The sequence below is a fragment of the Kitasatospora cheerisanensis KCTC 2395 genome, from assembly GCF_000696185.1.
Classification (GTDB): Bacteria; Actinomycetota; Actinomycetes; order Streptomycetales; family Streptomycetaceae; genus Kitasatospora; species Kitasatospora cheerisanensis.
In genome coordinates this window covers 2,319,025-2,342,620 of the sequence record NZ_KK853997.1, presented here as the reverse complement: position 1 = coordinate 2,342,620, position 23,596 = coordinate 2,319,025, and the positions used below count along the sequence as shown (strand labels likewise).

The following is a 23,596-nucleotide window of genomic DNA, read 5'->3' as shown; positions in this document are numbered from 1 at the left end:
GCCCGGGAGCAGGGGAGACGTACCAGCATGATCATGCGGGTCTTGGGTGAGGGGCAGTTCGAGGTCGCCGAGGGCGACCTGAACCGGCTGAACCAGCTGGACGACGATCTGCTCCAGGCCGTCGAGGCGGGCGACGAGGCGGCCTTCAAGGCGGCTCTCGGCAACCTGCTGTCGGCCGTCCGGGAGGTCGGCACGCCGCTGCCGCCGGAGTCGCTGGAGCCGTCCGACCTGATCCTGCCGGACGCCGAGGCGTCCCTGGACCAGGTCCGCGAGCTGCTGCGCGACGAGGGCGACGGCCTGATCCCGGGCATCCCGGAGTAGTTCGGGCGCCGTTCGTGACGAGAGGGCGGGCACCCCGTGGGGTGCCCGCCCTCTCGCGTGCCCGCGGCCGGGCGGCGAATCGTTACGGCAGGGCCAGCATGCGGTCGAGCGCGGCCTTGGCGTACTTCTCGGTCTCGGCGTCCACCGTGATCACGTTCGGGACCCGGCCCTCGGCGAGCGACTCCAGCGCCCACACCAGGTGCGGCAGGTCGATCCGGTTCATGGTGGAGCAGAAGCACACCGTGCGGTCGAGGAAGACGACCTCCTTGTCCGGGTGCGCCTTGGCGAGCCGGCGGACCAGGTTCAGCTCGGTGCCGATGGCCCACTTGGAGCCGGGCTCGGCGGCGTCCAGCGCCTTGATGATGTACTCGGTCGAGCCGACCTGGTCGGCGGCGGTGACCACCTCGTGGCGGCACTCCGGGTGCACCAGCACGTTCACGCCGGGGATCCGCTCGCGCACCTCGTTGACCGAGTCCAGGTTGAACCGGCCGTGCACCGAGCAGTGGCCGCGCCACAGGATCATCTTCGCGTCCCGCAGCTGCTCGGCGGTCAGGCCGCCGTTCGGCTTGTGCGGGTTGTAGAGGACGCAGTCCTCCAGCGCGAAGCCCATCTCCAGCACCGCGGTGTTGCGGCCCAGGTGCTGGTCCGGCAGGAACAGCACCTTCTGGCCCTGCTCGAAGGCCCACTCCAGCGCCCGCTTGGCGTTGGAGGAGGTGCAGATGGTGCCGCCGTGCTTGCCGGTGAAGGCCTTGATGTCGGCGGAGGAGTTCATGTACGACACCGGCACGGTGACGTCCGCGACGCCCGCGTCGGTCAGCACGTCCCAGCACTCGGCGACCTGCTCGGCGGTGGCCATGTCGGCCATCGAGCAGCCCGCGGCGAGGTCCGGCAGGACGACCTGCTGGCGCTCGGAGGTGAGGATGTCGGCGGACTCGGCCATGAAGTGCACGCCGCAGAAGACGATGTACTCGGCCTCCGGGCGGGCCGCGGCGTCGCGGGCCAGCTTGAAGGAGTCGCCGGTGACGTCGGCGAACTCGATGACCTCGTCGCGCTGGTAGTGGTGGCCCAGGATGAAGACCCGGTCGCCGAGCTTCTCCTTGGCGGCGCGGGCGCGCGCCACCAGGTCCGGGTCGGAGGCGGCGGGCAGGTCGCCGGGGCACTCCACGCCGCGCTCGCTGTTCGGGTCGGCCTCGCGGCCGAGCAGCAGCAGGGCGAGCGGCGAGGGAGTGGGGTCGACGCCGTACGTCTCGGTGGTGGTGGTCACGGGCGGCTGCCCTCCTGATGCGGCCGGATCGTTCCCGACCAGCCTTCTCGTCTATCTGACGCTATCTATGATAACCGGTTGTCGTCAGCCTGACGATGGCCATCCTGTCGATGTGACGAGAACCGCTCACCAGGATGGATGCTTCCGGCGCGAGAACCGGCCGTGCCCCGGGTTGGCTGGAGGGCATGAAGGCAATCGCGATCAACCGCTACGGCGGCCCCGACGTGGTCGAGTACACCGAGCTCCCGGACCCCAAGGTCGGCCCCGACTCCGTCCTCGTCCGCACCCGGGCGGTCGGCGTCAACCCCGTCGACTGGAAGATCCGCGAGGGGCACCTCGACGGCATCCTCGACGTGCATTTCCCGCTGGTCATGGGCTTCGACCTGGCCGGCGTGGTGCAGGCCGTCGGCGGCGCCGTCACCGAGTTCCGGCCCGGCGACGAGGTGATCGGCTACGTCCGCAAGGACGTCATCGAGCACGGCACCTACGCCGAACTCGTCGCCGCCCCCGTCCGCACCCTGGCCCGCAAACCCGCCGCGCTCTCCTGGGCCGAGGCCGGCGGCCTGCCCACCGCCGGGCTCACCGCCCAGCAGGCCCTGGTGAACGCCCTGCACCTGCGCCGCGGCGAGAGCGTGCTGATCCACGCCGCGGCCGGCGGCGTCGGCTCGATCGCCGTCCAGATCGCCGGCGCCCTCGGCGCCCGGGTGATCGGCACCGCCGGACCGCACAACCACACCTACCTGCGCGGCCTCGGCGTCGAACCCGTCGAGTACGGCCAGGGCCTGGCCGAACGCGTCCGCGCCCTCGCCCCCGACGGGGTGGACGCGGTGCTCGACCTGGTCGGCGGCGAGGCCCTCGACGTCTCCACCGCCCTGGCCAAGGACCCCACCCGGATCGCCTCCGCCGTCGACTACCGGGTCACCGAGTTCGGCGGCCACTACATCTGGACCCGCCCCGACCCCGAGGACCTCGCCGCCGTCGCCCGGCTCGCCGAGGACGGACTGCTCACCGTCCCGGTCGCCTCCACCTTCCCGCTCGGCCAGGCCGCCTCCGCCCAGGCCCTCAACGCCGAAGGGCGCACCCGCGGCAAGATCGTCCTGCTGGTGGACTGAACGCACGTCCGGCGTCCGCGAGAATGGGCCCCGCAGAGTCCGCCCCTGTGCGGGGGCCGCGGCTCGCGACACCCTCACCCGCACCACCCGTGGAGCCCCGCCATGAGCACCCACCGGCCGCCCGACCTCGGCCGGGCGGCCCTCGACGACACCGACCGCCTGCTGCTCGACCACCTCAGCCGCGACGGCCGCGCCTCCTACGCCGAGATCGGACTGCTCACCAACCTGTCCGCCACCGCCGTCCGCCGCCGGATCGACCGGCTGCGGGCGCGCGGCGTCGTCCGCGGCTTCACCGTCGTGCTCGACCCCGCCCTGCTCGGCTGGGGCACCGAGGCGTTCGTCGAGGTCTACTGCCGCCCCCGCACCTCGCCCGAGGAACTGCTCGCCTCGCTGCGCCAGTTCCCCGAGGTCGCCGCCGCCTGGACGGTCACCGGCGACCCCGACGCCCTGGTCCACCTGCGGGCCGCCGACACCCGCCACCTGGAAGCCGTCATCGAACGCATCCGCAAGGAGCCCGGCGTCCAGCGCAGCCGGTCCTCGGTGGTGCTCTCCCAGCTCATCTGACGCAGGATTCCTGCGCCGCACCCCCCGAACACGCTCGAAACCGGCCCTGACCGGCCCCGTTCCGACGCGCGCCCGCCCGGCCCCGCTGCCTACGCTGATCAAGACCCCCACGCACCGCACCGCAGCGAAGAGGACACCCGTGTACGCAGCGCCCGACCGCATGCACAAGCCGGACAACGAGCTGGTCGACCTGGTCTTCGACTACATGCGCGAACGGCTGCAGTACGACCCCGTCCCGCTCGACCACCCCGGCGACGGGGCGCACCTGCGGGAGGTCCTCGCCGGACTCCTCAACGAGCACGGCAACGACGCCGCCGACGTGCTCAAGCTGTACGACCACGAGCTGTCCCGGGCCGTCATCTCCGCCGACAGCCCGCGCTACCTGTCCTTCATCCCGTGCGCCCCCACCAAGGCCGCGCTGCTGTTCGACATGGTGGTCTCCTGCGCCTCCCTGCAGGGCATCTCCTGGCTGGAGGCGGCCGGCGCGATCGCCGCCGAGAACCAGGTGCTGCGGCTGATAGCGGACCGGGCCGGCCTGCCCGCCGAGGCCGGCGGCACCTTCGTCTCCGGCGGCTCGGCCGGCAACCTGTCCGCGCTGGTGGTCGCCCGCGACACCGCCCGCCGCCGGCTGGGCGTCGGGCCGGAGGCCCGGCTGCGGATCGCCGTCGCCGACCAGGTGCACTCCTCGGTCAAGAACACCTTCAACATCATCGGCGTCGAGGCCTTCCCCGTCCCCGCCGTCGACCGCCGCCTCACCGGCGCCGCGCTGCGCGCCGCCCTCGCCGCCGACCCGCACCCCGAGACCGTGATCGCCGTGGTCGGCACCGCCGGCACCACCAACGAAGGCATCATCGACGACCTCGCCGGCATCGCCGAGGTCGCCCGCGAGCGCGAGATGTGGTTCCACGTGGACGGCGCCTACGGCGGCGCCGGACTGTTCGCCCCCTCGGTGCGCGAGCGCTACAACGGCATCGAGCACGCCGACTCCTTCGTCGTCGACCCGCACAAGTGGCTGTTCGCCCCGTTCGACTGCGCCGCGCTGCTCTACCGCGACCCGCGGCTGGCCCGCGCCGTGCACACCCAGGACGCCGGCTACCTGGACGTCCTGCACACCGAGGGCGACGAGTGGAACCCCACCGACTACGCCTACCACCTCACCCGGCGCGCCCGCGGCCTGCCGCTCTGGTTCTCGCTCGCCGTGCACGGCGTCCAGGCCTACACCGACGCCATCGAGACCGGCCTGCGCCTCGCCCGGGACACCGCGCAGCTGATCCGCGACACCGAGCACCTCGAACTGCTCCACGACCCGCAGCTGACCGCGGTCTGCTTCCGCCGCACCGGCTGGACCCACGACGACTACTACCGCTGGTCCCGCCGACTGCTCGCCGACCAGATCGGCTTCGTCACCCCCACCGGCTGGGACGGCGAGACCGTCGCCCGCTTCGCCTTCCTGCACCCCGGCACCACCATGGAGATGGTCCAGGAGATCCTCGACACCATGCGCTGAGCACCCGCGGGACCGAACGGCGGCTACAGGTAGCCGCCGTTCGGCACGTACGGGGCCGGCGGGCGCATCCCGCGCACCCCGAGGTAGCCCCGGGTGCTCAGCGACAGGCCCAGGTCCAGGCCCACGTCCACCGCCCACTCCTGCTCGGCGGTCAGGAACGACACGTCCGCGTCGGTGTCCGCCGGCACCCGGGCCAGCGCCTCCCGCAGCAGCCGGGCGGCGATCCGCTTCGAGGTGGCCGCCACCAGCTGGACGGTGCCGCCGTCCCGGTAGCAGTAGCCGGTGCCCGCCAGGGTGTCCGCGACCAGCAGCTCCTCGAAGTGCGCCAGCATGAACCCGTGGTCCGGGCCGTGCGCCGCGCCCCGCAGCCGCCGGTCCACCGAGTCCAGCAGGTGCAGGTGCGAGGCGTTGCCGCGGTGCACCGGAACGTCCCCCGGATCCAGTAGCCGCTCCCGGTCCACCCGGCCGGTCAGCCGCATCGTCGGGTGCAGCGTGAACCCCGCCGCCCGGTAGCGGCGGGCCGCCGCCGCCGACGGTGAGGCGCACAGCAGCCCGCGCAGGCAGCCCCGCCCGTACGCCGCGGCCCGCTCCAGCAGCAGCCGGCCCACCCCCTGCCCCTGCGCCGACGGCAGCACCACGAACAGCGCCAGCACCCACACGCCCTCGCGGCGCAGCGACAGCGCCGCCCCCAGCGGCTCGCCGTCCTGCTCGGCGATCCAGCAGCCCTGCGGATCCGTCACCGCCAGGTGCCGCGAGCGCGCGAGCCGGCGGATCCGGGCGTGCTCGTCCTCCGGCTCCGGCCCCTCGGCCGGCGGCCGGCCGTCCAGGTCGCGGAACGCCGCCCGGGAGACCCGGTTCACCGCCTCGGCGTCCTCCGCGGTGTCTCTCAGCTGACGAATGATCACCGTCACATCCTGCTGCGCCGGGTGCGCGGGCGGTAGCGCTTTGGGCAAGAGCGGGCGGTGACCCGGCGCGGCCGGTGTGCGAGCATGGGGTACGTGGGGGAGTGGGCGACGAAAAACGTCCCCCGAACGCACCACCTTCCGGAAATGAATCCGGGAGGCCGCCGGTTGGCACTGGCGGATCACAGTCGTCACCGACCGGGAGTAAGCATGACCGTCCAGGACGAGAAGACCACCGTCGAGAGTGGCATCCTCCTCACCGATGCCGCCGCGGCCAAGGTCAAGGGCCTGCTGGAGCAGGAGGGCCGCGAGGACCTGTCGCTCCGCGTCGCCGTGCAGCCCGGCGGCTGCTCGGGCCTGCGCTACCAGCTGTTCTTCGACGAGCGTTCGCTCGACGGCGACGTCGTCAAGGACTTCGACGGCGTCAAGGTCGTCACCGACCGGATGAGCGCCCCCTACCTGGGCGGCGCCACCGTCGACTTCGTCGACACCATCGAGAAGCAGGGCTTCACCATCGACAACCCGAACGCCACCGGCTCCTGCGCCTGCGGCGACTCGTTCAGCTAAGCCTTCTCAGCAGCGCGAACGAAGAGGGCGGTTCCCCCGTGCGGGGGAACCGCCCTCGGGGCTTTCCGGGGTCAGCGCGGGCCGCCGGCGCCCACCCCGCCGGACTGCGGCGGCACCTGCTCACCGGTCGCGGTGTCCACCACGCCGCCGCCGTTCATCGGATGCGGCAGCGTCACCGTCGCCTCCTGCTCCTTCATCACCTGCGGACAGGCCTTGCCCGGCTCGGCGGTCTTGGTGATCACGATCCGCAGCTTCACGGTCGGCGGCGTGGCGTCCTCCAGCCGCACCCCGTACTTGTCGCACACCCCGGCGACGTAGAACACCGTCAACTGAGTGGGACTGTCCTGCCGGTAGCCCGTCACCGGGATCTTCACCGCCGTCGGCGGGTGCTCGCCGACCGCGATGCCCGGCGAGGTCGGCTCGCCCGCGCTCGGCGTGCTGCTCCCGGCCGGACTCGAGGCGCCCGCGGTGGCGGTCGGCGAGCCCGGCGGCACGCTGCCCGGGGCGGAGGTCGCGTCCGAGGCGGCGGCGGTCGGGCTCGGGGAGCCCGGACCGGCCGGGGCCGTCGAGCCGGAACTGCCGCACGCGGTCAACAGCCCGGCGGCGAGGGACGCGGCGGCGAACGCCATGGCGCTCCGACGCGCGTACGAGGGCCTGACGGAGACGGCTGCGGTCCTGTCGTCCATGATCTGCGTTCCTCCCGAGGGTTCGCGCAGTGCCGCCGGGAGCGGCACCGCGCGGATTTGACGTGCTCGGGAGGAAACCGGTTCCCGCTACTCGCCGAACTCCGGCATGCCGGCCACCACCCGGCGCGCCTCCACCGGCACCCGGACGCCCAGCGCCACCGGCGCGGACCCCACCGGGCCCGGTCCGGCGGCCGGCCAGAACCGGCCCAGCCGGCGCGAGGAGTCCAGCAGGTCGGACAGCGACTCCGCGTCGGCGTCGTGCAGGCCGCCCAGCAGACGGCGGGGGGAGTGATCAATCACCATGCGGTACCCAGCTCCGATCGCCGCGCCGCGGCCACGTCGCCGCGGACTGGACGGGGCCGCGTCCGGCCCCGTACCGGCGACCCTAGGACGGTCCGGGCCCGCGCGACAGGCCTACTCATCGGTAGTACCGGATCGGGCGGGTACCTTAGGTGGGTTGTTGTCCGTGCTCCGGCCACCGCCGGGCCGCCCGAGGAGAACCCCGTGCGCATCGCCGTCGCCGGCTCGATCGCCACCGACCACCTGACGACCTTCCCCGGACGCTTCTCCGAGCAGCTGGTCGCCGAACAGCTGCACACGGTGTCGCTGTCCTTCCTGGTCGACACCCTCGACATCCGCCGCGGCGGCGTCGGCCCGAACATCGCCTTCGGCATGGGCGTGCTCGGCCTGCGCCCGGTCCTGGTCGGCGCGGCCGGCGCGGACTTCACCGAGTACCGCAGCTGGCTCGACCGGCACGGCGTCGACACCGAGTCCGTGCACATCTCCGAGACCCGGCACACCGCCCGCTTCATGTGCACCACCGACCAGGACCACAACCAGATCGCGTCCTTCTACACCGGCGCGATGGCCGAGGCCCGCAACATCGAGCTCAAGCCGATCGCCGACCGGGTCGGCGGCCTCGACCTGGTCCTGATCGGCGCCGACGACCCCGCCGCGATGGTGCGGCACACCCAGGAGTGCCGCACCCGCGGCTACGCCTTCGCCGCCGACCCCTCCCAGCAGCTCGCCCGTCTGGAGGGCGAGGACATCCGCGAGATCGTCGACGGCGCGGCCTACCTGTTCACCAACGAGTACGAGGCCGCACTGATCGAGTCCAAGACCGGCTGGTCCTCGGACGAGATCCTCGGCCGCGTCGGCACCCGCGTCACCACCCTCGGCGCGAAGGGCGTCCGCATCCAGCGCAACGGCGAGCCCGACATCCTGGTCGGCTGCGCCGCGGAGGAGCGCAAGGCCGACCCCACCGGCGTCGGCGACGGCTTCCGCGCGGGCTTCCTGGCCGGCATCTCCTGGGGCCTCGGCCTGGAGCGCGCCGCCCAGCTCGGCTGCATGCTCGCCACCCTGGTCATCGAGACCGTCGGCACCCAGGAGTACGAGCTGCGCGGCGGCCACTTCCTGGAGCGCTTCGAGGCCGCGTACGGCGCGGCGGCGGCGGCGGAGATCCGCGAGAAGCTCTGAGTCCGCCGGGGCGCGTGGGGCTCGGGCCGGAATGGGAACCCGGAACGACCCGACCCTCTGCGCCCCGTCGCCCGCCAGCAGTCCCGGCCCCGCCGTTCCCCGGGCCCCTAGTGGTGCCCTTTCACCACCAGGTACGCCGTGCCGCGGTCCGCGCCGTAGGCGGTGGCCGGGGTTTCGCCCGCGTAGGTGTGGCCGCACATGTCGCACCAGGCGGGGATGTCGTGGCGGGCCGCCTCGTCGTCGGAGAGGACGGCGACGCGGCCGCCGGGGGCGACCTCGGGGATGCGCCTGGCGAGTTCGATGATCGGCAGCGGGCAGCGCTTGCCGAGGGTGTCGAGGACGAGCGCGTCGGCGGTGGGGGCCGGGGCGGGGAGGTCGAGGCCGAGCGGGCCGCGGATCGCGGCGACCACGCCGGGGAGCACGTCGAGGAAGCGCTCGACGTCCGCGGCGGCGGCGCCCGGCGGGAGCGAGACACGGACGTTGCCCTCGGTGAGGACGCCCATCGCGGCCAGCACGTGGCTCGGCGTCAGCGTGCTGGAGGTGCAGGAGGAGCCGGAGTTGACGGCGAAGCCGGCCTTGTCGAGTTCGCCGAGCAGCACCTCGCCGTCCACGTACAGGCAGGAAAAGGTGACCAGGTGGGGGAGCCGGAGCTCCGGGTGGCCGACCACCTCCACCTCGGGGACCAGCTGCGGGATCCGACGCCGGATCAGTTCGACCAGTTCGCGCAGCCGGGCGTTCTCCGTCTCGGCCTCGGCCCGGACCGCCCGCAGCGAGGCGGCGGCGGCCACGATCGCGGGGACGTTGACGAAGCCCGGCACCCGCCCGCTCTCCCGGTCGTCGGCGGGCAGCGGGGAGACGTACCGGACGCCCTTGCGGACCGCCAGCACGCCGACGCCGGCCGGGCCGCCCCACTTGTGCGCACTGGCCGTCAGGACCGACCAGCCGCCCGGCACCGGCAGCCGGCCGGCGCTCTGCGCGGCGTCCACCAGCAGCGGGACGTCCCCGATCAGGGCGGCGGTCTCGGCGACCGGCTGCAGGGTGCCGACCTCGTGGTTGGCGGACTGGAGGACGGCGAGCGCGGTGTCCGGCCGCAGCGCGGCGGCGAACTCCGCGGCGTCGACCCGGCCGTGACGGTCGACCGGGACGGCGTCCGCGGCGCCGCCGTCGGCGGTCCACCGCTCGGCGGTGTGCAGCACGGCGGAGTGCTCGACCGCGGAGTGCAGCAGGTGGGCGCCGCGCCGGCGGTTGCCGCGGAGCGCGCCGAGGACGCCCAACTGGACGGCCTGGGTGCCGGATGCGGTGAAGACGATCTCGTCGGCGCGGGCCCCGAGCACCTCGGCGACGGTCTCCCGGGCGGCGTCGAGCAGCATCCGGGCCTGCCGGCCGGAGCGGTGCAGCCGGGCGGGGTCGGCCCAGCCCTCGTCGAGGGCGGCGAGCAGCGCCTGGCGGGCGACGGGGTGCAGCGGAGCGGTGGAGGCGGCGTCGAAGTAGGGCACGGGGCCACCGTAGACGACGCCCCTTACGGGGGGATTCCTCCCGGCCTCGGCAGCGTCCGACGGTCCGTCACCCGCGTGTCGCAGTGCGGTCGCCCGTTCGGTCGTGGGAGGCTCGGAAGTCCGCCATGACCTGCGACTCCGTCCGCTGTTCCGGGGTGCTTCACCCCTCGGGGGCTGATCGGGTAGCCGGGCGGCGCGTTAGCGGGGGCTGCCCGTGAGTGCCGCATAAGGATGGAGTAGCGTTTGGCCCGCATAAGCATTCAAACCGTGCCCGTGGCCGGGCCGCCGGGGAGACCAGATCAACGGACTCCTGAGGGTGGTGCGTTCGCGGGCGAGACTTCGGGAAGGCGCTACGTGAGTCCCAACGGCTCCGACCGCTCGCCGCGGCGCACGATGCGGCGGAAGCTGCCTCAGGCGCTGGCACTGGGCCTCGTCATCGCGACCGCCACCGGCTGCTCGGCCAACGACCTGCCCAGGCTTGGCCTCCCCAGTCCCGTCACCAAGGAAGGCCCGCTGGTCCTTCACATGTGGCAGGGCTCGTGGATCGCGGCTCTGGTTGTTGGTGCATTGATGTGGGGTCTGATCCTCTGGAGCGTGATCTTCCACCGGCGCAGCCGCACCAAGGTGGAGATCCCCGCTCAGACCCGGTACAACGTGCCCATCGAGGCGCTGTACACCGCGGTCCCCCTCGTCATCGTCTCGGTGCTGTTCTACTTCGTCGCGCGCGACGAGGCCACCCTGACGAAGGTCTCCGAGAAGCCCCAGCACACCATCAACGTGGTGGGCTTCCAGTGGAGTTGGGCGTTCAACTACGAGAACAGCGAGATCCCCGACCCGTCGAGCACCACGGCGGCGTACGAGGTCGGCAGCACCAAGGAGGCTCCGACCCTCTACCTGCCGATCAACGAGTCGGTGAAGTTCCGGCTGACCTCCAACGACGTCATCCACGACTTCTGGCCCGTCAACTTCATGATGAAGATGGACGTCGTGCCCGGTGTGGTCAACGAGTTCGAGGTGACCCCGACCGCGTACGGCACCTTCCGTGGCAAGTGCGCCGAGCTCTGCGGCGTCGACCACTCGCGGATGCTCTTCAACGTGAAGGTCGTCTCGCACGACGAGTACGAGGCGCACCTGAAGGGACTCCGCGACAAGGGCCAGGCCGGCGCGGTTCCCGCAGGCATCCTCCCCACGGGAAGTAGTGAAGAGAAGTGACCATCCTCAACGAGCCCGCCGCGGCCGGTGGGGGAGCCGGGGCCGTCACCTCGGGGACCCCTCGTGTGCGCAAGCCGGGCAACGCGATCATCAAGTGGCTCACCACCACTGACCACAAGACGATCGGCACCCTGTACCTGGCGACCTCGTTCGCGTTCTTCCTGATCGGCGGCGTGCTCGCCCTGGTCATGCGCGCCGAGCTCGCCCGGCCGGGTACGCAGATCCTGTCGAACGAGCAGTTCAACCAGGCGTTCACCATGCATGGCACGATCATGCTGCTGATGTTCGCCACCCCGCTGTTCGCGGGCTTCGCCAACTGGATCATGCCGCTCCAGATCGGCGCCCCCGACGTCGCGTTCCCGCGCCTGAACATGTTCGCCTACTGGCTGTACCTGTTCGGCTCGATCATCGCGGTGGCGGGCTTCCTGACCCCGCAGGGTGCGGCCGACTTCGGCTGGTTCGCCTACTCGCCGCTGTCGGACGCGGTCCGCTCGCCGGGCATCGGCGCCGACATGTGGATCATGGGTCTGGCCTTCTCGGGCTTCGGCACCATCCTCGGTGCGGTCAACTTCATCACCACGATCATCTGCATGCGCGCGCCCGGCATGACGATGTTCCGGATGTCGATCTTCGTCTGGAACGTCCTGCTGACCGCCGTGCTGATCCTGCTGGCCTTCCCGGTGCTGGCCGCCGCGCTGTTCGCCCTGGAGGCGGACCGCAAGTTCGGGGCCCACGTCTTCGACCCGACCAACGGTGGCGCCATGCTGTGGCAGCACCTGTTCTGGTTCTTCGGTCACCCCGAGGTCTACATCATCGCGCTGCCGTTCTTCGGCATCGTCTCCGAGATCATCCCGGTGTTCAGCCGCAAGCCGATGTTCGGCTACTCCGGCCTGATCGCCGCGACCATCGCCATCGCCGGCCTCTCGGTGACGGTGTGGGCGCACCACATGTACGTGACCGGCCAGGTACTGCTGCCGTTCTTCTCGTTCATGACCTTCCTGATCGCGGTCCCGACCGGTGTGAAGTTCTTCAACTGGGTCGGCACCATGTGGAAGGGCTCGCTGAGCTTCGAGACCCCGATGCTCTGGACGATCGGCTTCCTGGTCACCTTCCTGTTCGGTGGTCTGACGGGTGTTCTGCTCGCCTCCCCGCCGATCGACTTCCACGTCTCGGACTCGTACTTCGTCGTCGCGCACTTCCACTACGTGGTGTTCGGCACCGTCGTCTTCGCGATGTTCGCCGGCTTCCACTTCTGGTGGCCGAAGATGACGGGCAAGATGCTGGACGAGCGCCTCGGCAAGATCACCTTCTGGACGCTGTTCTTCGGCTTCCACACCACCTTCCTGGTCCAGCACTGGCTCGGCGCGGAGGGCATGCCCCGCCGCTACGCCGACTACCTGGCCGGCGACGGCTTCACCACGCTGAACACGGTGTCGACCATCGGTTCGTTCCTGCTCGGCCTGTCGATGCTCCCGTTCCTCTACAACGTGTGGAAGACCGCGAAGTACGGCGAGAAGGTCAACGTCGACGACCCGTGGGGCTACGGCCGTTCGCTGGAGTGGGCGACCTCCTGCCCGCCGCCGCGGCACAACTTCACCACGCTGCCGCGCATCCGTTCGGAATCCCCGGCGTTCGACCTGCACCACCCGGAGATCGCCGCGCTGGACTACCTGGAGAACCACGGTGAGCCGGCGAAGCACTTCGAGGGTGTGACCCCCGCGCACTACGACCGCCCGTCCCTGGGCAAGGGCAAGAAGGAGGGTGACGTCTGATGAAGGAACAGGGAAAGATCTTCGCCGGTCTGGCCGTGTTCACGCTGGCCATCGCGATCACCTACTTCGTGTGGACCACCAAGTCCGACCACGGCCTTGAGGCCGCGGGCACCACCGCGCTGTTCCTGGCCTTCGGCCTGTGCGCCTTCATCGGCTTCTACCTGGCGTTCACCGCCAAGCGGGTGGATACCGGTGCGGGCGACAACCCCGAGGCCGAGGTCTCGGACGACGCCGGCGAGCTGGGCTTCTTCGCCCCGCACAGCTGGCAGCCGCTCTCCCTGGCGATCGGTGGCGCGCTGGCCTTCCTGGGCGTCATCTTCGGCTGGTGGCTGCTGTTCTGGTCGATCCCGGTCCTGCTGATCGGCCTGTACGGCTGGGTCTTCGAGTTCTACCGCGGCGAGAACCAGAACCAGTAAGGTTCCGGATCGCGCAAGCCGCACGGCGAGCCGGGTACTCCCTCCGGGGGGTGCCCGGCTCTCGTCGTTGCCGCGGATTCCCCCGCCCGGGTTACCCGGAGTGCCCCAGGGGTGACGCCTTCCTACGCTTCGAGGCAGGTTCCAACCCTGGGAGGTTCCGTTGAAGGGCTCTCGGACAGTCAGTACCCGGACCGCGCTCGCCGCCCTGCTGGTGATCACACCGGCCGCGGCCTGCTCCGGCGGCGGAGAGTCGAAGAACTCGCCCCACCGGATCGACGTGGCCCCGCTGATCCACACCTCGGCCGCCGGCGACAAGGTCGACCCGGCGAAGGCGTTCAGCGTCACGACGGACGGCACCACCAAGCTCGGCGCCGTCACCGTCACCGGACCCGACGGAAAGCCCGTCGCCGGACAGCTGGCCGCGGACGGGCAGCACTGGCAGACCACCGACCCGCTGCGGGCGGGCGCCGGATACACCGTCAAGGTCGCCGCGGAGGACGGCAGGGGCGGCAGCGGCGAGATCGACTCCAGCTTCACCACGGCCGCCGCGCAGCACGTCGTCAACGCCGAACTCGGCCCCGACAGCTCCGGCAGCGGCGTCTACGGCGTCGGCCAGCCGCTCACCGTCAAGCTCTCCGAGAAGGTCACCGACGCGGCGGCCCGCCAGCAGATCGAACGCGGACTGACCGTCACCTCGCAGCCCGCCGTCACCGGCGCCTGGTACTGGATCGACGACCAGAACCTGCACTTCCGGCCGCAGGACTACTGGCCGGCCAACACCACGGTGAAGCTCGCCTACGAGCTGCCGGGCGAGCGAATAGCCGACGGCGTCTACGGGGGCGAGAAGCAGAGCCTCGCGCTGCGGACCGGCGACCGGATCGAGGCCGTGATCGACGCGGGCAGCGACGAGCTGACGTACAAGCGCAACGGCGAGGTGGTCAGGACCATCCCGGTCACCACCGGCAAGCCGGGCTTCGACACCCGCAACGGTGTCAAGGTGGTGCTGGGCCAGGAGGCCAGCGTCCGGATGAGCGGCGAGACCATCGGCATACCCGACGGCAGCAGCGAGTCCTACGACCTGGACGTGCAGTGGGCCACCCGGGTGACCTGGAGCGGTGAGTACGTGCACGCGGCGCCCTGGTCGACCTGGGCGCAGGGCCGGGAGAACGTCAGCCACGGCTGCACCGGCATGAGCACCGACAACGCGAAGTGGTTCTTCGACAACACCCGGGTCGGCGACCTCGTGCAGGTGGTCAACAGCCGGGGCCACGAGATGGAGCCGTTCGGCAACGGCTTCGGCGACTGGAACGTGGACTGGGACGAGTACGTGAAGCACAGCGCCCTCGGCAAGCCGGTGACCACGGCGACGCCCGCGGAGGGCGTGAACGCGACGCCCGCCCCGTCGGCCGGGGCGAGCGCTCCGGCGTCGGGGCTGCGTCGGCCCCGGCGGCGGGGGCCGCGGGCCGGTGACGTACGGCGAGGTCCGCCCGGGAGCGTGCTGCTCCCGGGCGGACCTCCGCTGTCGGCCCGCCGAAGGGTCAGGCGGTGCCGCGGCGGGGCATGAGGAGCCAGTACGTCGCGGCGGCGGTGAGCATGCCGGCGGGGAGGGACAGGTCGGTGTCCCCGGCGAGGTGGGCGAGCGGGCCGGTGAAGAGCTGGGTGGACAGGCACAGCGTGGCAGCCGCGGTGCCGAGGACGAGGGCGGCCGCGCCGGCCCGGTTGACGCCGTGGAAGTACCAGTGGGGGGAGCCGGGGGTCTCGTCGGTCAGGGCGGGGCCGTGGTAGCGGTTGCGGCGCCAGAGGACGTCGGTGGCGTAGACGGCCATGACCGGGCCGGTGAGGGCGACCATCAGCTCCAGCATGTTGTTGACGGTGTCGAGGAAGTTGGAGACCAGCAGCGCGTACAGGGTGAGCGCGACGCCCAGCGCACCGTCCAGGGCGACGCTGCGGGAGCGGCGGATGCGCAGGCCGACGGCTTGCAGGGCGAGGCCGGAGGAGTAGGCGGTCATGGCGTTGTTGGCGACCGCGCTGAGGACGATGGCCAGCAGGAAGAGTGGCCGGAACCAGCCGGGCAGGACGGCGGTGAGGGCGGACTGCGGGTCCGTCATGTCGAGGGTGGTGGCGGCGAGGCTGCCGAGGGCGGTGAACAGGACGCTGGGGACGAAGGCGCCGAGCGCCGTCCAGCCGGCCACCGCGCGGGGCGAGGTGGTGCGGGGGAGGTAGCGGGAGAAGTCGGCGCTGGTGGAGTAGGACAGCGGGGCGGAGGCGATCAGCGCGGTGCCGCCGGCCAGGGCGGCGACCAGGGCGGTGCCGTGCAGCGGGTCGGCGGGACGGTAGTGCCAGTCGGTGTGGCCGCCGGTCAGCAGGTAGCCGGTGAGCAGCAGGAAGACCGCGGTGAGCACCAGGGTGAACGGCCCGTAGAGGCGGACGATGGTGGCGTGGCCGTACACCGAGATGGCCAGGGTGGCGGCCGCGATCAGCACGATGACCAGCACCTTCAGCGGGGCGCCCGGGGTGAGGCCGGCCCGTTCGGCGAGGCCGAAGGCGGCGAGCGAGGCGGCGGCCCAGTTGAGGGCGAGGTAGCAGACCGACACCAGCCAGCCGGTGACGGCGATGTTCACCCGGTTGCCGCGGACGCCGAACATCGCCCGCATGATGACCTCGCTGGGGGCGCCCGCGGCCGGGCCGCTGACGGCGAGCAGGCCGACGCCGGCCCAGAGCAGGTTGCCGACCACGATGACGGCCAGCGACTGCCACAGGTCGAGCCCGATCAGCACCAGCGTGCCGCCGACCACCAGGTTGAGGTAGCTGACGTTGGGGGCGGCCCAGACCGCGAACAGGTCCCGGGGGCGGCCGTGGCGTTCGGAGTCGGGGATGTGGTCGATGCCGTGGGCCTCGATCCGTCCGGCCCGGTCGGCCGCCGGTGGGGGCGTGGGGAGCTCCGTGCGGGGGTCTGGAATCGTGGATTCCATGGAGTCCTCCGAGGTTTCGAGTACGGATGCCGGTGCGGTCGGCGGTGCGGGAGCGGCCGGTGCGGAAGTCGGCTTGTCTATTGGTCGCACATCCAATAGCGTGCGAGGCATGTCGTCAAGCGTTCAGCCGAAACGGGTGCGCAAGAACCCCGAGGCCAGGCGGGCGGAGATCGTGGCCGCCGCGGCCGGGATCGCCCTCGCCGAGGGCCTGGAGTGCATCACGATGCGGCGGGTCGCCGAGGAGCTGGACGTCCGTCCCGGCCTCATCAGCCACTACTTCCCGGTCGCCGAGGAGCTGGTCGCCGAGGCCTTCGGCACCGCCGCCGGCGGCGAACTGGCCGAACTGCTGCCGGAGGCCGACGCGGCCCTGCCGGCGGTCCGGCGGCTGGCCCGCTTCCTCGGCCGCACCGAGGGGCGGCGCTACGACGAGCTGAGCCGGCTGTGGCTGAACGCCCGCCACCTCAGCCGGTTCCGGCCCGCCCTGCGGGAACGGGTCGGCCAGCAGGAGGCGCTCTGGCGGGACGGGCTGACGGCACTGCTGCGCGACGGCGTCGAGTCCGGGGAGTTCCGCACCCCGGACCCGCACGTCACCGCGATCCAACTCCTGGTCGTCCTGGACGGCCTGGGGGCGCACGCCAACACCGACCGCACCGGGCGACCGGCGGCGATCACCGGGATGGCGTACGCCCTCGCCGAACGCGAACTCGCCCTGCCGCCAGGAGCGCTGGGCGCCCCGCACTGACCGCACCACCGCTGAGGAGCCACCCGTGCACCCCGACCTCGTCCTGACCAACGCCCGGCTGCTCGACCCCGGCAGCGGGGCCTTCCTGCCGCACGACACGCTCGTCCTGCGCGCGGGGCGGATCGCCGGCTTCGAGGCGGACGCGGGGGCGGGGGCCGAGGTGCTCGACCTCGGCGGCGCGGTGGTCGTCCCCGGGCTGACCGACGGCCACCTGCACCCCGTCTCGGGCGCCGAGCGCACCGCCGGGGTGGACCTGTCGCGGTGCACCGACCTGGAGGGCGTCCGGGCCGTGCTGGCCGCAGCGGTGCGGGAACTGCCGGCCGGCCAGTGGCTGCGCGGCTGGGGCCTGGACCCGAACGTCTTCGGCGACCGGCCGGTCTCCGCCGACAGCGTCGGCCCGGTGCTGGACGGCGTTCCCGCCGCGATCGACCTGTTCGACGCGCACTCCATGCTGGCCAGCCGCCGGGCGCTGGAACTGGCCGGGATCGACGGGCCGCGCCGCTTCGAGCAGGGCTCCGCCGAGGTGGTCTGCGACCCGGCGGGCCGCCCGACCGGCCTGCTGCTGGAGGACGCCGCCTGCGAACTGGTCGAGGCGGTCGCACCCCGGCCGGACTTCGAGGAGCTCTGCCGGGCCACCGCCGAGGTGCTCCGGCGGATGGCGGCGGCCGGCCTCACCGGCGGCCACGCGATGGACGCCAACGGCGAGAGCCTGGCCGTCTACGCGGCCCTCGAGGAGCGCGGACAGCTCCCGCTGCGGCTGCGGATCGCCCCCTGGGTGCAGCCCGGAACGAGCCCGGCGGACCTGGCCGAGCTGGTCCGGCGCCAGGGCGAGGGCGGCCGGCGCTGGCGGATCGCCGGGGCGAAGCTCTTCATGGACGGCACCATCGACAACGGCACCGCGTGGCTGGAACGCCCGGACTGCCACGGCGAGTCGACCGGCGCTTTCTGGCCCGACCCCGCCGAGTACACCCGGGTGATCGGCGAGCTCCACCGGGCCGGCGTGCCGACCGCGACGCACGCGATCGGGGACGCGGCGGTCCGGCACGTGCTGGACGCGGTGGAGGAGGCGGTGGCCGCGCACGGGAAGGGCGCCGTGCGGCACCGGGTGGAGCACATCGAGACGGTGCCCGACGACACCGTCGCCCGGTTCGCCGCGCTGGGCGTGGCCGCCTCGATGCAGCCCACCCACTGCACCGAGTACACCCGGGCCGACCACACCGACAACTGGTCCCGCCGGCTCGGCGAGGAACGGGCCAACCGGGCCTTCCGCTGCCGCGACCTGGCCGCGGCCGGCGCCCGGGTGGTGCTCGGCTCGGACTGGCCGATCGCGCCGTTCGAACCGCTGGGCGTGATGGCCGGCGCCCGGCACCGGCGGCCCGGCCGCGACCTGCGGCAGCCGCCGCACCTGCCCGGGCAGGCGCTGACGCCGCTCCAGGCGCTGGCCGGCTACACCCTCGCCCCCGCCTGGGTGGCGGGCGAGGAGGACCGGGCCGGCCGGCCGGCGATCGGCCACCGCGCGGACCTGACGGTGCTCGGGCAGGACCCGCTGACCGTGCCCGACACCGAACTGGCCGACGTGCCGGTGCTGTTGACGGTGTCGGACGGCGAGGTCACGCACCGGGCGGTGTGAGGACGGCGGCCGGACACGACGACGGTGCGACCGGATTCCCCTCGGCGGGGAGCCGGTCGCACCGTCGTTCTGTTCGTTCCGGTCCGGCCTGCCGGCGGTTCCGCGGCGGCGAGCGGGTCGCTCCCGGTCAGCGGTGGATCGCGTCCAGGGCGGTGACGACCGCGGCCAGGGCCTCGTCGCGGCTCAGACCGAGGCGGGCGGTGCGGGCGGCGTACTCGGTGGCGGCGTCGGCGGCCAGGCGGTGCGAGGTGTCGCCGGTGGGGGCGATGGTGGTGCCGGCCCGGCCGCGGGTCTCGACCACGCCGTCCGCCTCGAGTTCGCGGTAGGCGCGGGCCACCGTGTTGGCGGCCAGGCCGAGTTGCTCGGCCAGCGCGCGGACGGTGGGGAGCTTCAGGCCGATCGGGAGTTCACCCGTGCGGGCCTGGGCCGCGATCTGCGAGCGCACCTGCTCGTAGGGCGGCGTGGAGGAGTGGGGGTCGATCGCCACGTGCACCCGGCCAACATAACAGGGCGTCAGGCCGGTGCCGGACAGATATGCCAGAACCCCCACCGGCCGGGGCCGATGGGGGTTCTGACGTGGCGTGACAGCTAGGGATCAGTGGTGGCCGTGGCCGCTGGTGATCTCCAGGTACTCCTCGGAGGTGGGCTTGGCGATCTGGTTGCCCTCGCCGTAGAAGCCCTCGGAGAGCTTCGTCCGGGTCTTGGCGACCACGCCGGCCTTGCGGGCCACGCCGTTCTCGTCGGTCTCGGCCGGCAGCTCCAGGGGCTCGGGCTGCTCGTGCGAGGTGAGGGTGTGCAGGTCCGCCTGCGACAGCGGGGTGTGGACCTCGACGAACTCACCGTGCGGCAGGCGCTTGATGATGCCCGACTCGCGGCCGTGCAGCACCTTGTCCTTGTCACGGCGCTGCAGGCCGAGGCACCAGCGCTTGGTGACGAAGAAGGTGATGACCGGCACCACGAAGAAGCCGACCCGGACGAAGTACGTGATCGTGTTGATCGACATGTGCAGGTGGGTGGCGATCAGGTCGTTGCCACCACCGGCCAGCAGGACCAGGTACAGCGAGATCCAGGCCGCGCCGAGCGCGGTGCGGACCGGGGCGTTGCGCGGGCGGTCCAGGATGTGGTGCTCGCGCTTGTCGCCGGTGACCCAGGACTCGATGAACGGGTAGACCGCGATCGCGACCAGGACCAGCGGGAAGATCATCAGCGGGATGAACACGCCCAGGTTCAGGGTGTGGCCGCCCCAGACGGAGATCTCCCAGCCCGGCATGAAGCGGATCAGGCCTTCGGCGAAGCCCATGTACCAGTCGGGCTGGGCGTCGGTGGACACCTGGTCCGGACGGTACGGGCCGTACGCCCACACCGGGTTGATGGTGGCGATCGCGGACATCGCCGCGATGATGCCGAACACCAGGAAGAAGAAGCCACCGGCCTTGGCCATGTAGACCGGCATCAGCGGCATGCCGACGACGTTCTTCTCGGTCTTGCCCGGGCCCGCCCACTGGGTGTGCTTGTGGTAGAAGACCAGGATCAGGTGCGCGACCAGCAGGCCCAGCATGATGCCCGGGATGAGCAGCACGTGGATGGTGAAGAAGCGCGGGATGATGTCGGTGCCCGGGAACTCGCCGCCGAACAGGAACATCTGGATGTAGGTGCCGACGATCGGCACCGCCAGGATCGCGCCCTCCATGAAGCGGATACCGGTACCCGACAGCAGGTCGTCCGGCAGCGAGTAGCCGAAGAAGCCGTCGAAGAAGCCCAGGCACAGCAGCAGGAAGCCGAACAGCCAGTTGATCTCGCGCGGCTTGCGGAACGCGCCGGTGAAGAAGACGCGCATCATGTGCACGAACATCGCGGCGACGAAGACCAGCGCGGCCCAGTGGTGGATCTGACGGATCAGCAGACCGCCGCGGACCTCGAAGCTGATGTTCACCGTCGAGGCGTACGCCTCCGACATGCGGATGCCGTTCAGCGGCAGGTAGCTGCCGTGGTAGACGGTCTCCGCCATGCTCGGCTTGAAGAACAGCGTCAGGTACACACCCGTGAGGATGATGATGATGAAGCTGTAGAGGCAGATCTCACCGAGCATGAAGGACCAGTGGTCCGGGAAGATCTTGCGCAGGTTGGCCTTGGCCAGGGAGTAGATCCCCAGCCGGCCGTCGACCCAGTCCGCAGCCGCCTCGGCCTTGTTGGCGGGCTTGGCGCGCGTGCTGGCCGGCTTGGAGGCACCGCTGTTGGTGCCGCTCGCGGTGCTCATCGCTTGCGCTCCCAGTAACTCGGGCCGACGGGCTCGTCGAAGTCGCCGGTGGCGACCAGGAAGCCCTGCTCATCGGTGGTGATCTTCAGCTGGGGCAGCGGGTGGCCGGCCGGGCCGAAGATGACGCGAGCGCCGTCCGCCAGGTCGAAGGTCGACTGGTGGCAGGGGCAGAGCGCGTGGTGGGTCTGCTGCTCGTACAGCGAGATCGGGCAGCCGACGTGGGTGCAGATCTTCGAGTAGGCGAGGATGCCCTCGAAGCCCTTGTCCCGGGACTTGGCGTCCTTGATGTCCTCCGGAGCGATCCGGACGAGCATCAGGGCGTCCTTGGCGATCTGCTGCTGGAAGTCCTCGTCCGACTCCTCCAGGCCGTGCGGCTTGGCGAAGGTCAGCGAGCCCTGAATGATGTCCTCGGGCTTCATCGGCTGGTCGGTGTTCATGTTGACCAGGCGGATCGGCTCGGCCGGCTTGGCCTCGGCCCAGCCGGTGTGCATGAGCTTGTCCTCGGGCAGCGGGCCCAGGTCGCGCAGCAGCACCACACCGGACAGCGGCACCAGGGCCATCGAGCCGATCAGGGTGTTGCGGATCATCTTGCGGCGGCCGAAGCCGGACTCCGCGGCACCGGTCTTGAACTGCTCGATGACGTCGTTGCGGACCTCGTCCGAGGCCTCGATCGGGTGACGCTCGGCCGGCAGCTCGTGGTCCGACATCAGGGTGCGGGCCCAGTGGACCGCGCCCGCGCCGATGCAGAACAGCGCCACGCCGAGGGTCATGCCCAGGGCGAAGTTGAGGGCGCTGACCTTGCCCAGCGGGAAGATGTAGACCAGCTTGTCGGCGTCGATCGACGCGTAGGACGCGATGAAGCCGACGGTCGCCAGCATCGACACCACGAACATCAGCGACACCTGGCGCTCGGCCCGCTTGGCGGCCCGCTCGTCGATGTCGGTCCGACGCGGCTCGTGGGCCGGCAGGCCCGGGTCGGCGAACGGGTCGTCGTGGGTGACGACCTCAGTGCCGTGGGAGGCGCCGTGCGCCTCCGGCAGGTTCTCTGACATGTCGTGGCTCATGACTTCTTGGCCTTGGTGGTGTGGGCGGCGACCCAGATCGCGATCGCGATCAGCGTGCCGAGACCGAAGATCCAGCTGAACAGGCCCTCGGTGAACGGACCGAGGCTGCCCAGCGCAAGACCACCGGGGTTGGGCTCGTCGTTCGTGTTACGGACGAAGGCCACGATCTCGCGCTTCTGCTCCTCCGGCATGGTGGTGTCGGGGAACGACGGCATGTTCTGCGGGCCGGTCTGCATGGCCTCGTAGATGTGCTTGGCGTCCACGCCCTCGAGGGACGGGGCGTACTTGCCGTCGGTCAGCGCGCCGCCCTTGCCGGCGAAGTTGTGGCACTGGGCGCAGTTGGTGCGGAACAGCTCGCCACCCTTGGCGACCTGCTCGGCGTTGGTGAGCTTGTCCTCGGACGGCTGGTACTGGTCCGGGGTCGGGACGACCGGGCCCGGGCCGAGCGAGGCCACGTAGGCGGCCAGCTGGTCGATCTCGGACTGGGAGTAGACGGTCTTCTTGCGCGGCACCTGCGCGCCCGGCTGCTGGGCCGGCATGCGGCCGGTGCCGACCTGGAAGTCGACAGCAGCAGAGCCGACGCCGACCAGCGACGGACCGTCAGAAGTGCCCTGGCCGTTCAGGCCGTGGCAGGAGGAGCAGCCGACGGCGAAGAGCTTCTTGCCCTCGTCGATGGCGAGCGACTGCGAGGAGCTGTCGGCCTGCGCCTTCTCGGCGGGCGCGAAAGCGGCGTACAGCCCCCCGGTGGCCGCCAGGGCGAGAAGTAGAACGACGACCGCCGCCAGTGGGTGGCGCCGTCGTGCGGAGAGCTTTTTCACGGAATAACCCCGGTGTCAGGATCTGGTCGGCAGCAGCCTGCCCCCGACTCCCATGCGTCGAGGTGACGCCGGGTCAGGGGCGGGGCGGCTGTTACTTGATCAGGTAGATGGTCGCGAACAGGCCGATCCACACAACGTCGACGAAGTGCCAGTAGTACGACACCACGATCGCCGCAGTGGCCTGCTCGTGGGTGAAGCGCCGCGCCGCGTAGGTCCGGCCGAGGACCAGCAGGAAGGCGATCAGACCACCCGTCACGTGGAGTCCGTGGAAGCCGGTGGTCAGGTAGAACACCGTGCCGTACGGGTCGGAGGACAGCGACAGGCCGTCCTTCTTGACCAGGTCGGTGTACTCGAAGATCTGGCCGCCGATGAAGATGGCGCCCATCACGAAGGTGATCACGAACCAGGAGCGCAGCTTCTTCACGTCACCGCGCTCGGCGGCGAACACGCCGAGCTGGCAGGTGAGTGAGGAGAGCACCAGGATCGTGGTGTTGACCGAGGAGAAGGGCACGTTGAGGGCATGGGCCTTCTCGTGCCAGAACTCGGCGCCCTTGACCGAGCGGAGGGTGAAGTACATCGCGAACAGGGCCGCGAAGAACATCAGCTCCGAGCTCAGCCAGACAATGGTTCCCACGCTGACCAGGTTCGGCCTGTTGACCGCTCCGTGCGCGTGTCCGGTTTCTGTTGCTGTTGCTGTCGCCACGACGGACATTATGTCGGTCCCTTATTCCGTCTTCACGCCGGGGGGTCTCCCTCGGAGTGTCCGGTGCGTGAGGTATGCCCGCCTCGCACCTCGCCCGTTTTCTGACGGTTGTTCG

Annotated in this window: 23 protein-coding genes; 12 read left to right on the top strand and 11 right to left on the bottom strand. The window is 71.4% G+C overall.

Features of this window, described 5'->3' with window-relative positions:
• Positions 1–27: 27 nt before the first annotated feature.
• A complete protein-coding gene (gene pspAA, locus KCH_RS10565) occupies positions 28–321 on the top strand; it encodes a PspA-associated protein PspAA (protein WP_035861854.1) in 294 nt (97 codons plus the stop codon).
• A gap of 82 nt (positions 322–403) precedes the next feature.
• Here pspAA and nadA read toward each other — a convergent pair whose 3' ends face one another.
• A complete protein-coding gene (gene nadA, locus KCH_RS10560) occupies positions 404–1,585 on the bottom strand; it encodes a quinolinate synthase NadA (protein ID WP_035861851.1) in 1,182 nt (393 codons plus the stop codon).
• A gap of 185 nt (positions 1,586–1,770) precedes the next feature.
• On the opposite strand from nadA, the gene KCH_RS10555 reads away from it, so the two are divergent.
• The 3 genes from KCH_RS10555 to KCH_RS10545 all read left to right on the top strand — a co-directional run bounded on the left by KCH_RS10555 (position 1,771) and on the right by KCH_RS10545 (position 4,768).
• A complete protein-coding gene (locus tag KCH_RS10555) occupies positions 1,771–2,697 on the top strand; it encodes an NADP-dependent oxidoreductase (protein ID WP_035861849.1) in 927 nt (308 codons plus the stop codon).
• A 102-nt stretch (positions 2,698–2,799) separates the two neighbouring features.
• Positions 2,800–3,261 carry an Lrp/AsnC family transcriptional regulator gene (locus KCH_RS10550; protein WP_051652943.1) on the top strand — a complete coding sequence of 154 codons (462 nt, stop codon included), beginning with the start codon at positions 2,800–2,802 and terminating at the stop codon, positions 3,259–3,261.
• A gap of 139 nt (positions 3,262–3,400) precedes the next feature.
• Positions 3,401–4,768: a pyridoxal phosphate-dependent decarboxylase family protein gene (locus tag KCH_RS10545; RefSeq protein WP_157031982.1), complete on the top strand. Its 1,368-nt coding sequence runs from the start codon at positions 3,401–3,403 to the stop codon at positions 4,766–4,768.
• Between the two features lie 23 nt (positions 4,769–4,791).
• Here KCH_RS10545 and KCH_RS10540 read toward each other — a convergent pair whose 3' ends face one another.
• The gene (locus KCH_RS10540) at positions 4,792–5,673 is read right to left on the bottom strand and encodes a GNAT family N-acetyltransferase (RefSeq protein WP_035871467.1); all 882 of its coding nucleotides are present in this window, start codon (positions 5,671–5,673) and stop codon (positions 4,792–4,794) included.
• Between the two features lie 207 nt (positions 5,674–5,880).
• Here KCH_RS10540 and erpA point away from each other — a divergent pair, with 207 nt between their 5' ends.
• Positions 5,881–6,237, top strand: coding sequence for an iron-sulfur cluster insertion protein ErpA (gene erpA / locus KCH_RS10535; RefSeq protein WP_035861846.1), 357 nt, complete (start codon positions 5,881–5,883; stop codon positions 6,235–6,237).
• 71 nt (positions 6,238–6,308) lie between these two features.
• Here erpA and KCH_RS10530 read toward each other — a convergent pair whose 3' ends face one another.
• Positions 6,309–6,923, bottom strand: coding sequence for a hypothetical protein (locus KCH_RS10530; RefSeq protein WP_157031981.1), 615 nt, complete (start codon positions 6,921–6,923; stop codon positions 6,309–6,311).
• A gap of 87 nt (positions 6,924–7,010) precedes the next feature.
• The gene (locus tag KCH_RS10525) at positions 7,011–7,226 is read right to left on the bottom strand and encodes a hypothetical protein (RefSeq protein ID WP_035861841.1); all 216 of its coding nucleotides are present in this window, start codon (positions 7,224–7,226) and stop codon (positions 7,011–7,013) included.
• Positions 7,227–7,427: 201 nt separating this feature from the next.
• Between KCH_RS10525 and KCH_RS10520 the strand changes: the two genes are divergently transcribed.
• A complete protein-coding gene (locus KCH_RS10520; RefSeq protein ID WP_035861838.1) occupies positions 7,428–8,399 on the top strand; it encodes a carbohydrate kinase family protein in 972 nt (323 codons plus the stop codon).
• A 107-nt stretch (positions 8,400–8,506) separates the two neighbouring features.
• Here KCH_RS10520 and KCH_RS10515 read toward each other — a convergent pair whose 3' ends face one another.
• Positions 8,507–9,895 carry a cysteine desulfurase/sulfurtransferase TusA family protein gene (locus tag KCH_RS10515; protein ID WP_035861837.1) on the bottom strand — a complete coding sequence of 463 codons (1,389 nt, stop codon included), beginning with the start codon at positions 9,893–9,895 and terminating at the stop codon, positions 8,507–8,509.
• Positions 9,896–10,249: 354 nt separating this feature from the next.
• Between KCH_RS10515 and ctaC the strand changes: the two genes are divergently transcribed.
• The 4 genes from ctaC to KCH_RS10495 all read left to right on the top strand — a co-directional run bounded on the left by ctaC (position 10,250) and on the right by KCH_RS10495 (position 14,859).
• A complete protein-coding gene (ctaC, locus tag KCH_RS10510) occupies positions 10,250–11,107 on the top strand; it encodes an aa3-type cytochrome oxidase subunit II (RefSeq protein ID WP_084223437.1) in 858 nt (285 codons plus the stop codon).
• Entirely contained in the window at positions 11,104–12,879 is a 1,776-nt protein-coding gene (gene ctaD, locus KCH_RS10505) for an aa3-type cytochrome oxidase subunit I (protein WP_035861834.1), read from the top strand. Before ctaC ends, ctaD begins: the two co-directional genes overlap by 4 nt.
• Entirely contained in the window at positions 12,879–13,295 is a 417-nt protein-coding gene (locus KCH_RS10500; RefSeq protein ID WP_035861832.1) for a cytochrome c oxidase subunit 4, read from the top strand. The genes ctaD and KCH_RS10500 overlap by 1 nt, the downstream gene beginning before the upstream one ends.
• Before the next feature lie 160 nt (positions 13,296–13,455).
• Entirely contained in the window at positions 13,456–14,859 is a 1,404-nt protein-coding gene (locus KCH_RS10495) for a L,D-transpeptidase (RefSeq protein WP_244305273.1), read from the top strand.
• On the opposite strand, the gene KCH_RS10490 is transcribed toward KCH_RS10495, so the two are convergent.
• Positions 14,834–16,267 (bottom strand): purine-cytosine permease family protein, encoded by a 1,434-nt coding sequence (locus KCH_RS10490; protein WP_035861830.1) that lies wholly within the window; start codon positions 16,265–16,267, stop codon positions 14,834–14,836. The genes KCH_RS10495 and KCH_RS10490 overlap by 26 nt on opposite strands.
• 109 nt (positions 16,268–16,376) lie before the next feature.
• Here KCH_RS10490 and KCH_RS10485 point away from each other — a divergent pair, with 109 nt between their 5' ends.
• Positions 16,377–17,009: a TetR/AcrR family transcriptional regulator gene (locus KCH_RS10485; protein WP_035861828.1), complete on the top strand. Its 633-nt coding sequence runs from the start codon at positions 16,377–16,379 to the stop codon at positions 17,007–17,009.
• A gap of 25 nt (positions 17,010–17,034) precedes the next feature.
• A complete protein-coding gene (locus tag KCH_RS10480; RefSeq protein ID WP_035861826.1) occupies positions 17,035–18,639 on the top strand; it encodes an amidohydrolase in 1,605 nt (534 codons plus the stop codon).
• A 127-nt stretch (positions 18,640–18,766) separates the two neighbouring features.
• Here the strand turns inward: KCH_RS10480 and KCH_RS10475 are convergent, their stop codons facing one another.
• From KCH_RS10475 to ctaE, 5 genes are all read right to left on the bottom strand, one after another.
• Positions 18,767–19,132, bottom strand: coding sequence for a GntR family transcriptional regulator (locus KCH_RS10475; protein WP_035861820.1), 366 nt, complete (start codon positions 19,130–19,132; stop codon positions 18,767–18,769).
• A gap of 102 nt (positions 19,133–19,234) precedes the next feature.
• On the bottom strand, positions 19,235–20,896 hold the full coding sequence (gene qcrB / locus KCH_RS10470) for a cytochrome bc1 complex cytochrome b subunit (protein ID WP_035861819.1): 1,662 nt from the start codon (positions 20,894–20,896) through the stop codon (positions 19,235–19,237).
• Complete coding sequence (gene qcrA / locus KCH_RS10465) at positions 20,893–21,948, bottom strand: cytochrome bc1 complex Rieske iron-sulfur subunit (RefSeq protein WP_244305272.1); 1,056 nt, start codon at positions 21,946–21,948, stop codon at positions 20,893–20,895. Before qcrA ends, qcrB begins: the two co-directional genes overlap by 4 nt.
• An 8-nt stretch (positions 21,949–21,956) precedes the next feature.
• Positions 21,957–22,778, bottom strand: coding sequence for a cytochrome bc1 complex diheme cytochrome c subunit (qcrC, locus tag KCH_RS10460; protein WP_035861813.1), 822 nt, complete (start codon positions 22,776–22,778; stop codon positions 21,957–21,959).
• A gap of 91 nt (positions 22,779–22,869) precedes the next feature.
• Positions 22,870–23,490, bottom strand: a complete 621-nt coding sequence (gene ctaE, locus KCH_RS10455; protein WP_035861812.1) for an aa3-type cytochrome oxidase subunit III — start codon at positions 23,488–23,490, stop codon at positions 22,870–22,872.
• Between the last annotated feature and the right edge of the window lie 106 nt (positions 23,491–23,596).

Bases quoted from the DNA above. Each gene is read 5' to 3' on its own strand.
- KCH_RS10485 (WP_035861828.1), top strand. From the start codon at position 16,377: ATGTCGTCAAGCGTTCAGCCGAAACGGGTGCGCAAGAACCCCGAGGCC.
- KCH_RS10530 (WP_157031981.1), bottom strand. From the start codon at position 6,923: ATGGACGACAGGACCGCAGCCGTCTCCGTCAGGCCCTCGTACGCGCGT.
- KCH_RS10525 (WP_035861841.1), bottom strand. From the start codon at position 7,226: ATGGTGATTGATCACTCCCCCCGCCGTCTGCTGGGCGGCCTGCACGAC.
- KCH_RS10490 (WP_035861830.1), bottom strand. From the start codon at position 16,267: ATGGAATCCACGATTCCAGACCCCCGCACGGAGCTCCCCACGCCCCCA.
- KCH_RS10550 (WP_051652943.1), top strand. From the start codon at position 2,800: ATGAGCACCCACCGGCCGCCCGACCTCGGCCGGGCGGCCCTCGACGAC.
- pspAA (WP_035861854.1), top strand. From the start codon at position 28: ATGATCATGCGGGTCTTGGGTGAGGGGCAGTTCGAGGTCGCCGAGGGC.
- KCH_RS10555 (WP_035861849.1), top strand. From the start codon at position 1,771: ATGAAGGCAATCGCGATCAACCGCTACGGCGGCCCCGACGTGGTCGAG.
- KCH_RS10500 (WP_035861832.1), top strand. From the start codon at position 12,879: ATGAAGGAACAGGGAAAGATCTTCGCCGGTCTGGCCGTGTTCACGCTG.
- qcrB (WP_035861819.1), bottom strand. From the start codon at position 20,896: ATGAGCACCGCGAGCGGCACCAACAGCGGTGCCTCCAAGCCGGCCAGC.
- qcrA (WP_244305272.1), bottom strand. From the start codon at position 21,948: ATGTCAGAGAACCTGCCGGAGGCGCACGGCGCCTCCCACGGCACTGAG.
- ctaE (WP_035861812.1), bottom strand. From the start codon at position 23,490: ATGTCCGTCGTGGCGACAGCAACAGCAACAGAAACCGGACACGCGCAC.
- erpA (WP_035861846.1), top strand. From the start codon at position 5,881: ATGACCGTCCAGGACGAGAAGACCACCGTCGAGAGTGGCATCCTCCTC.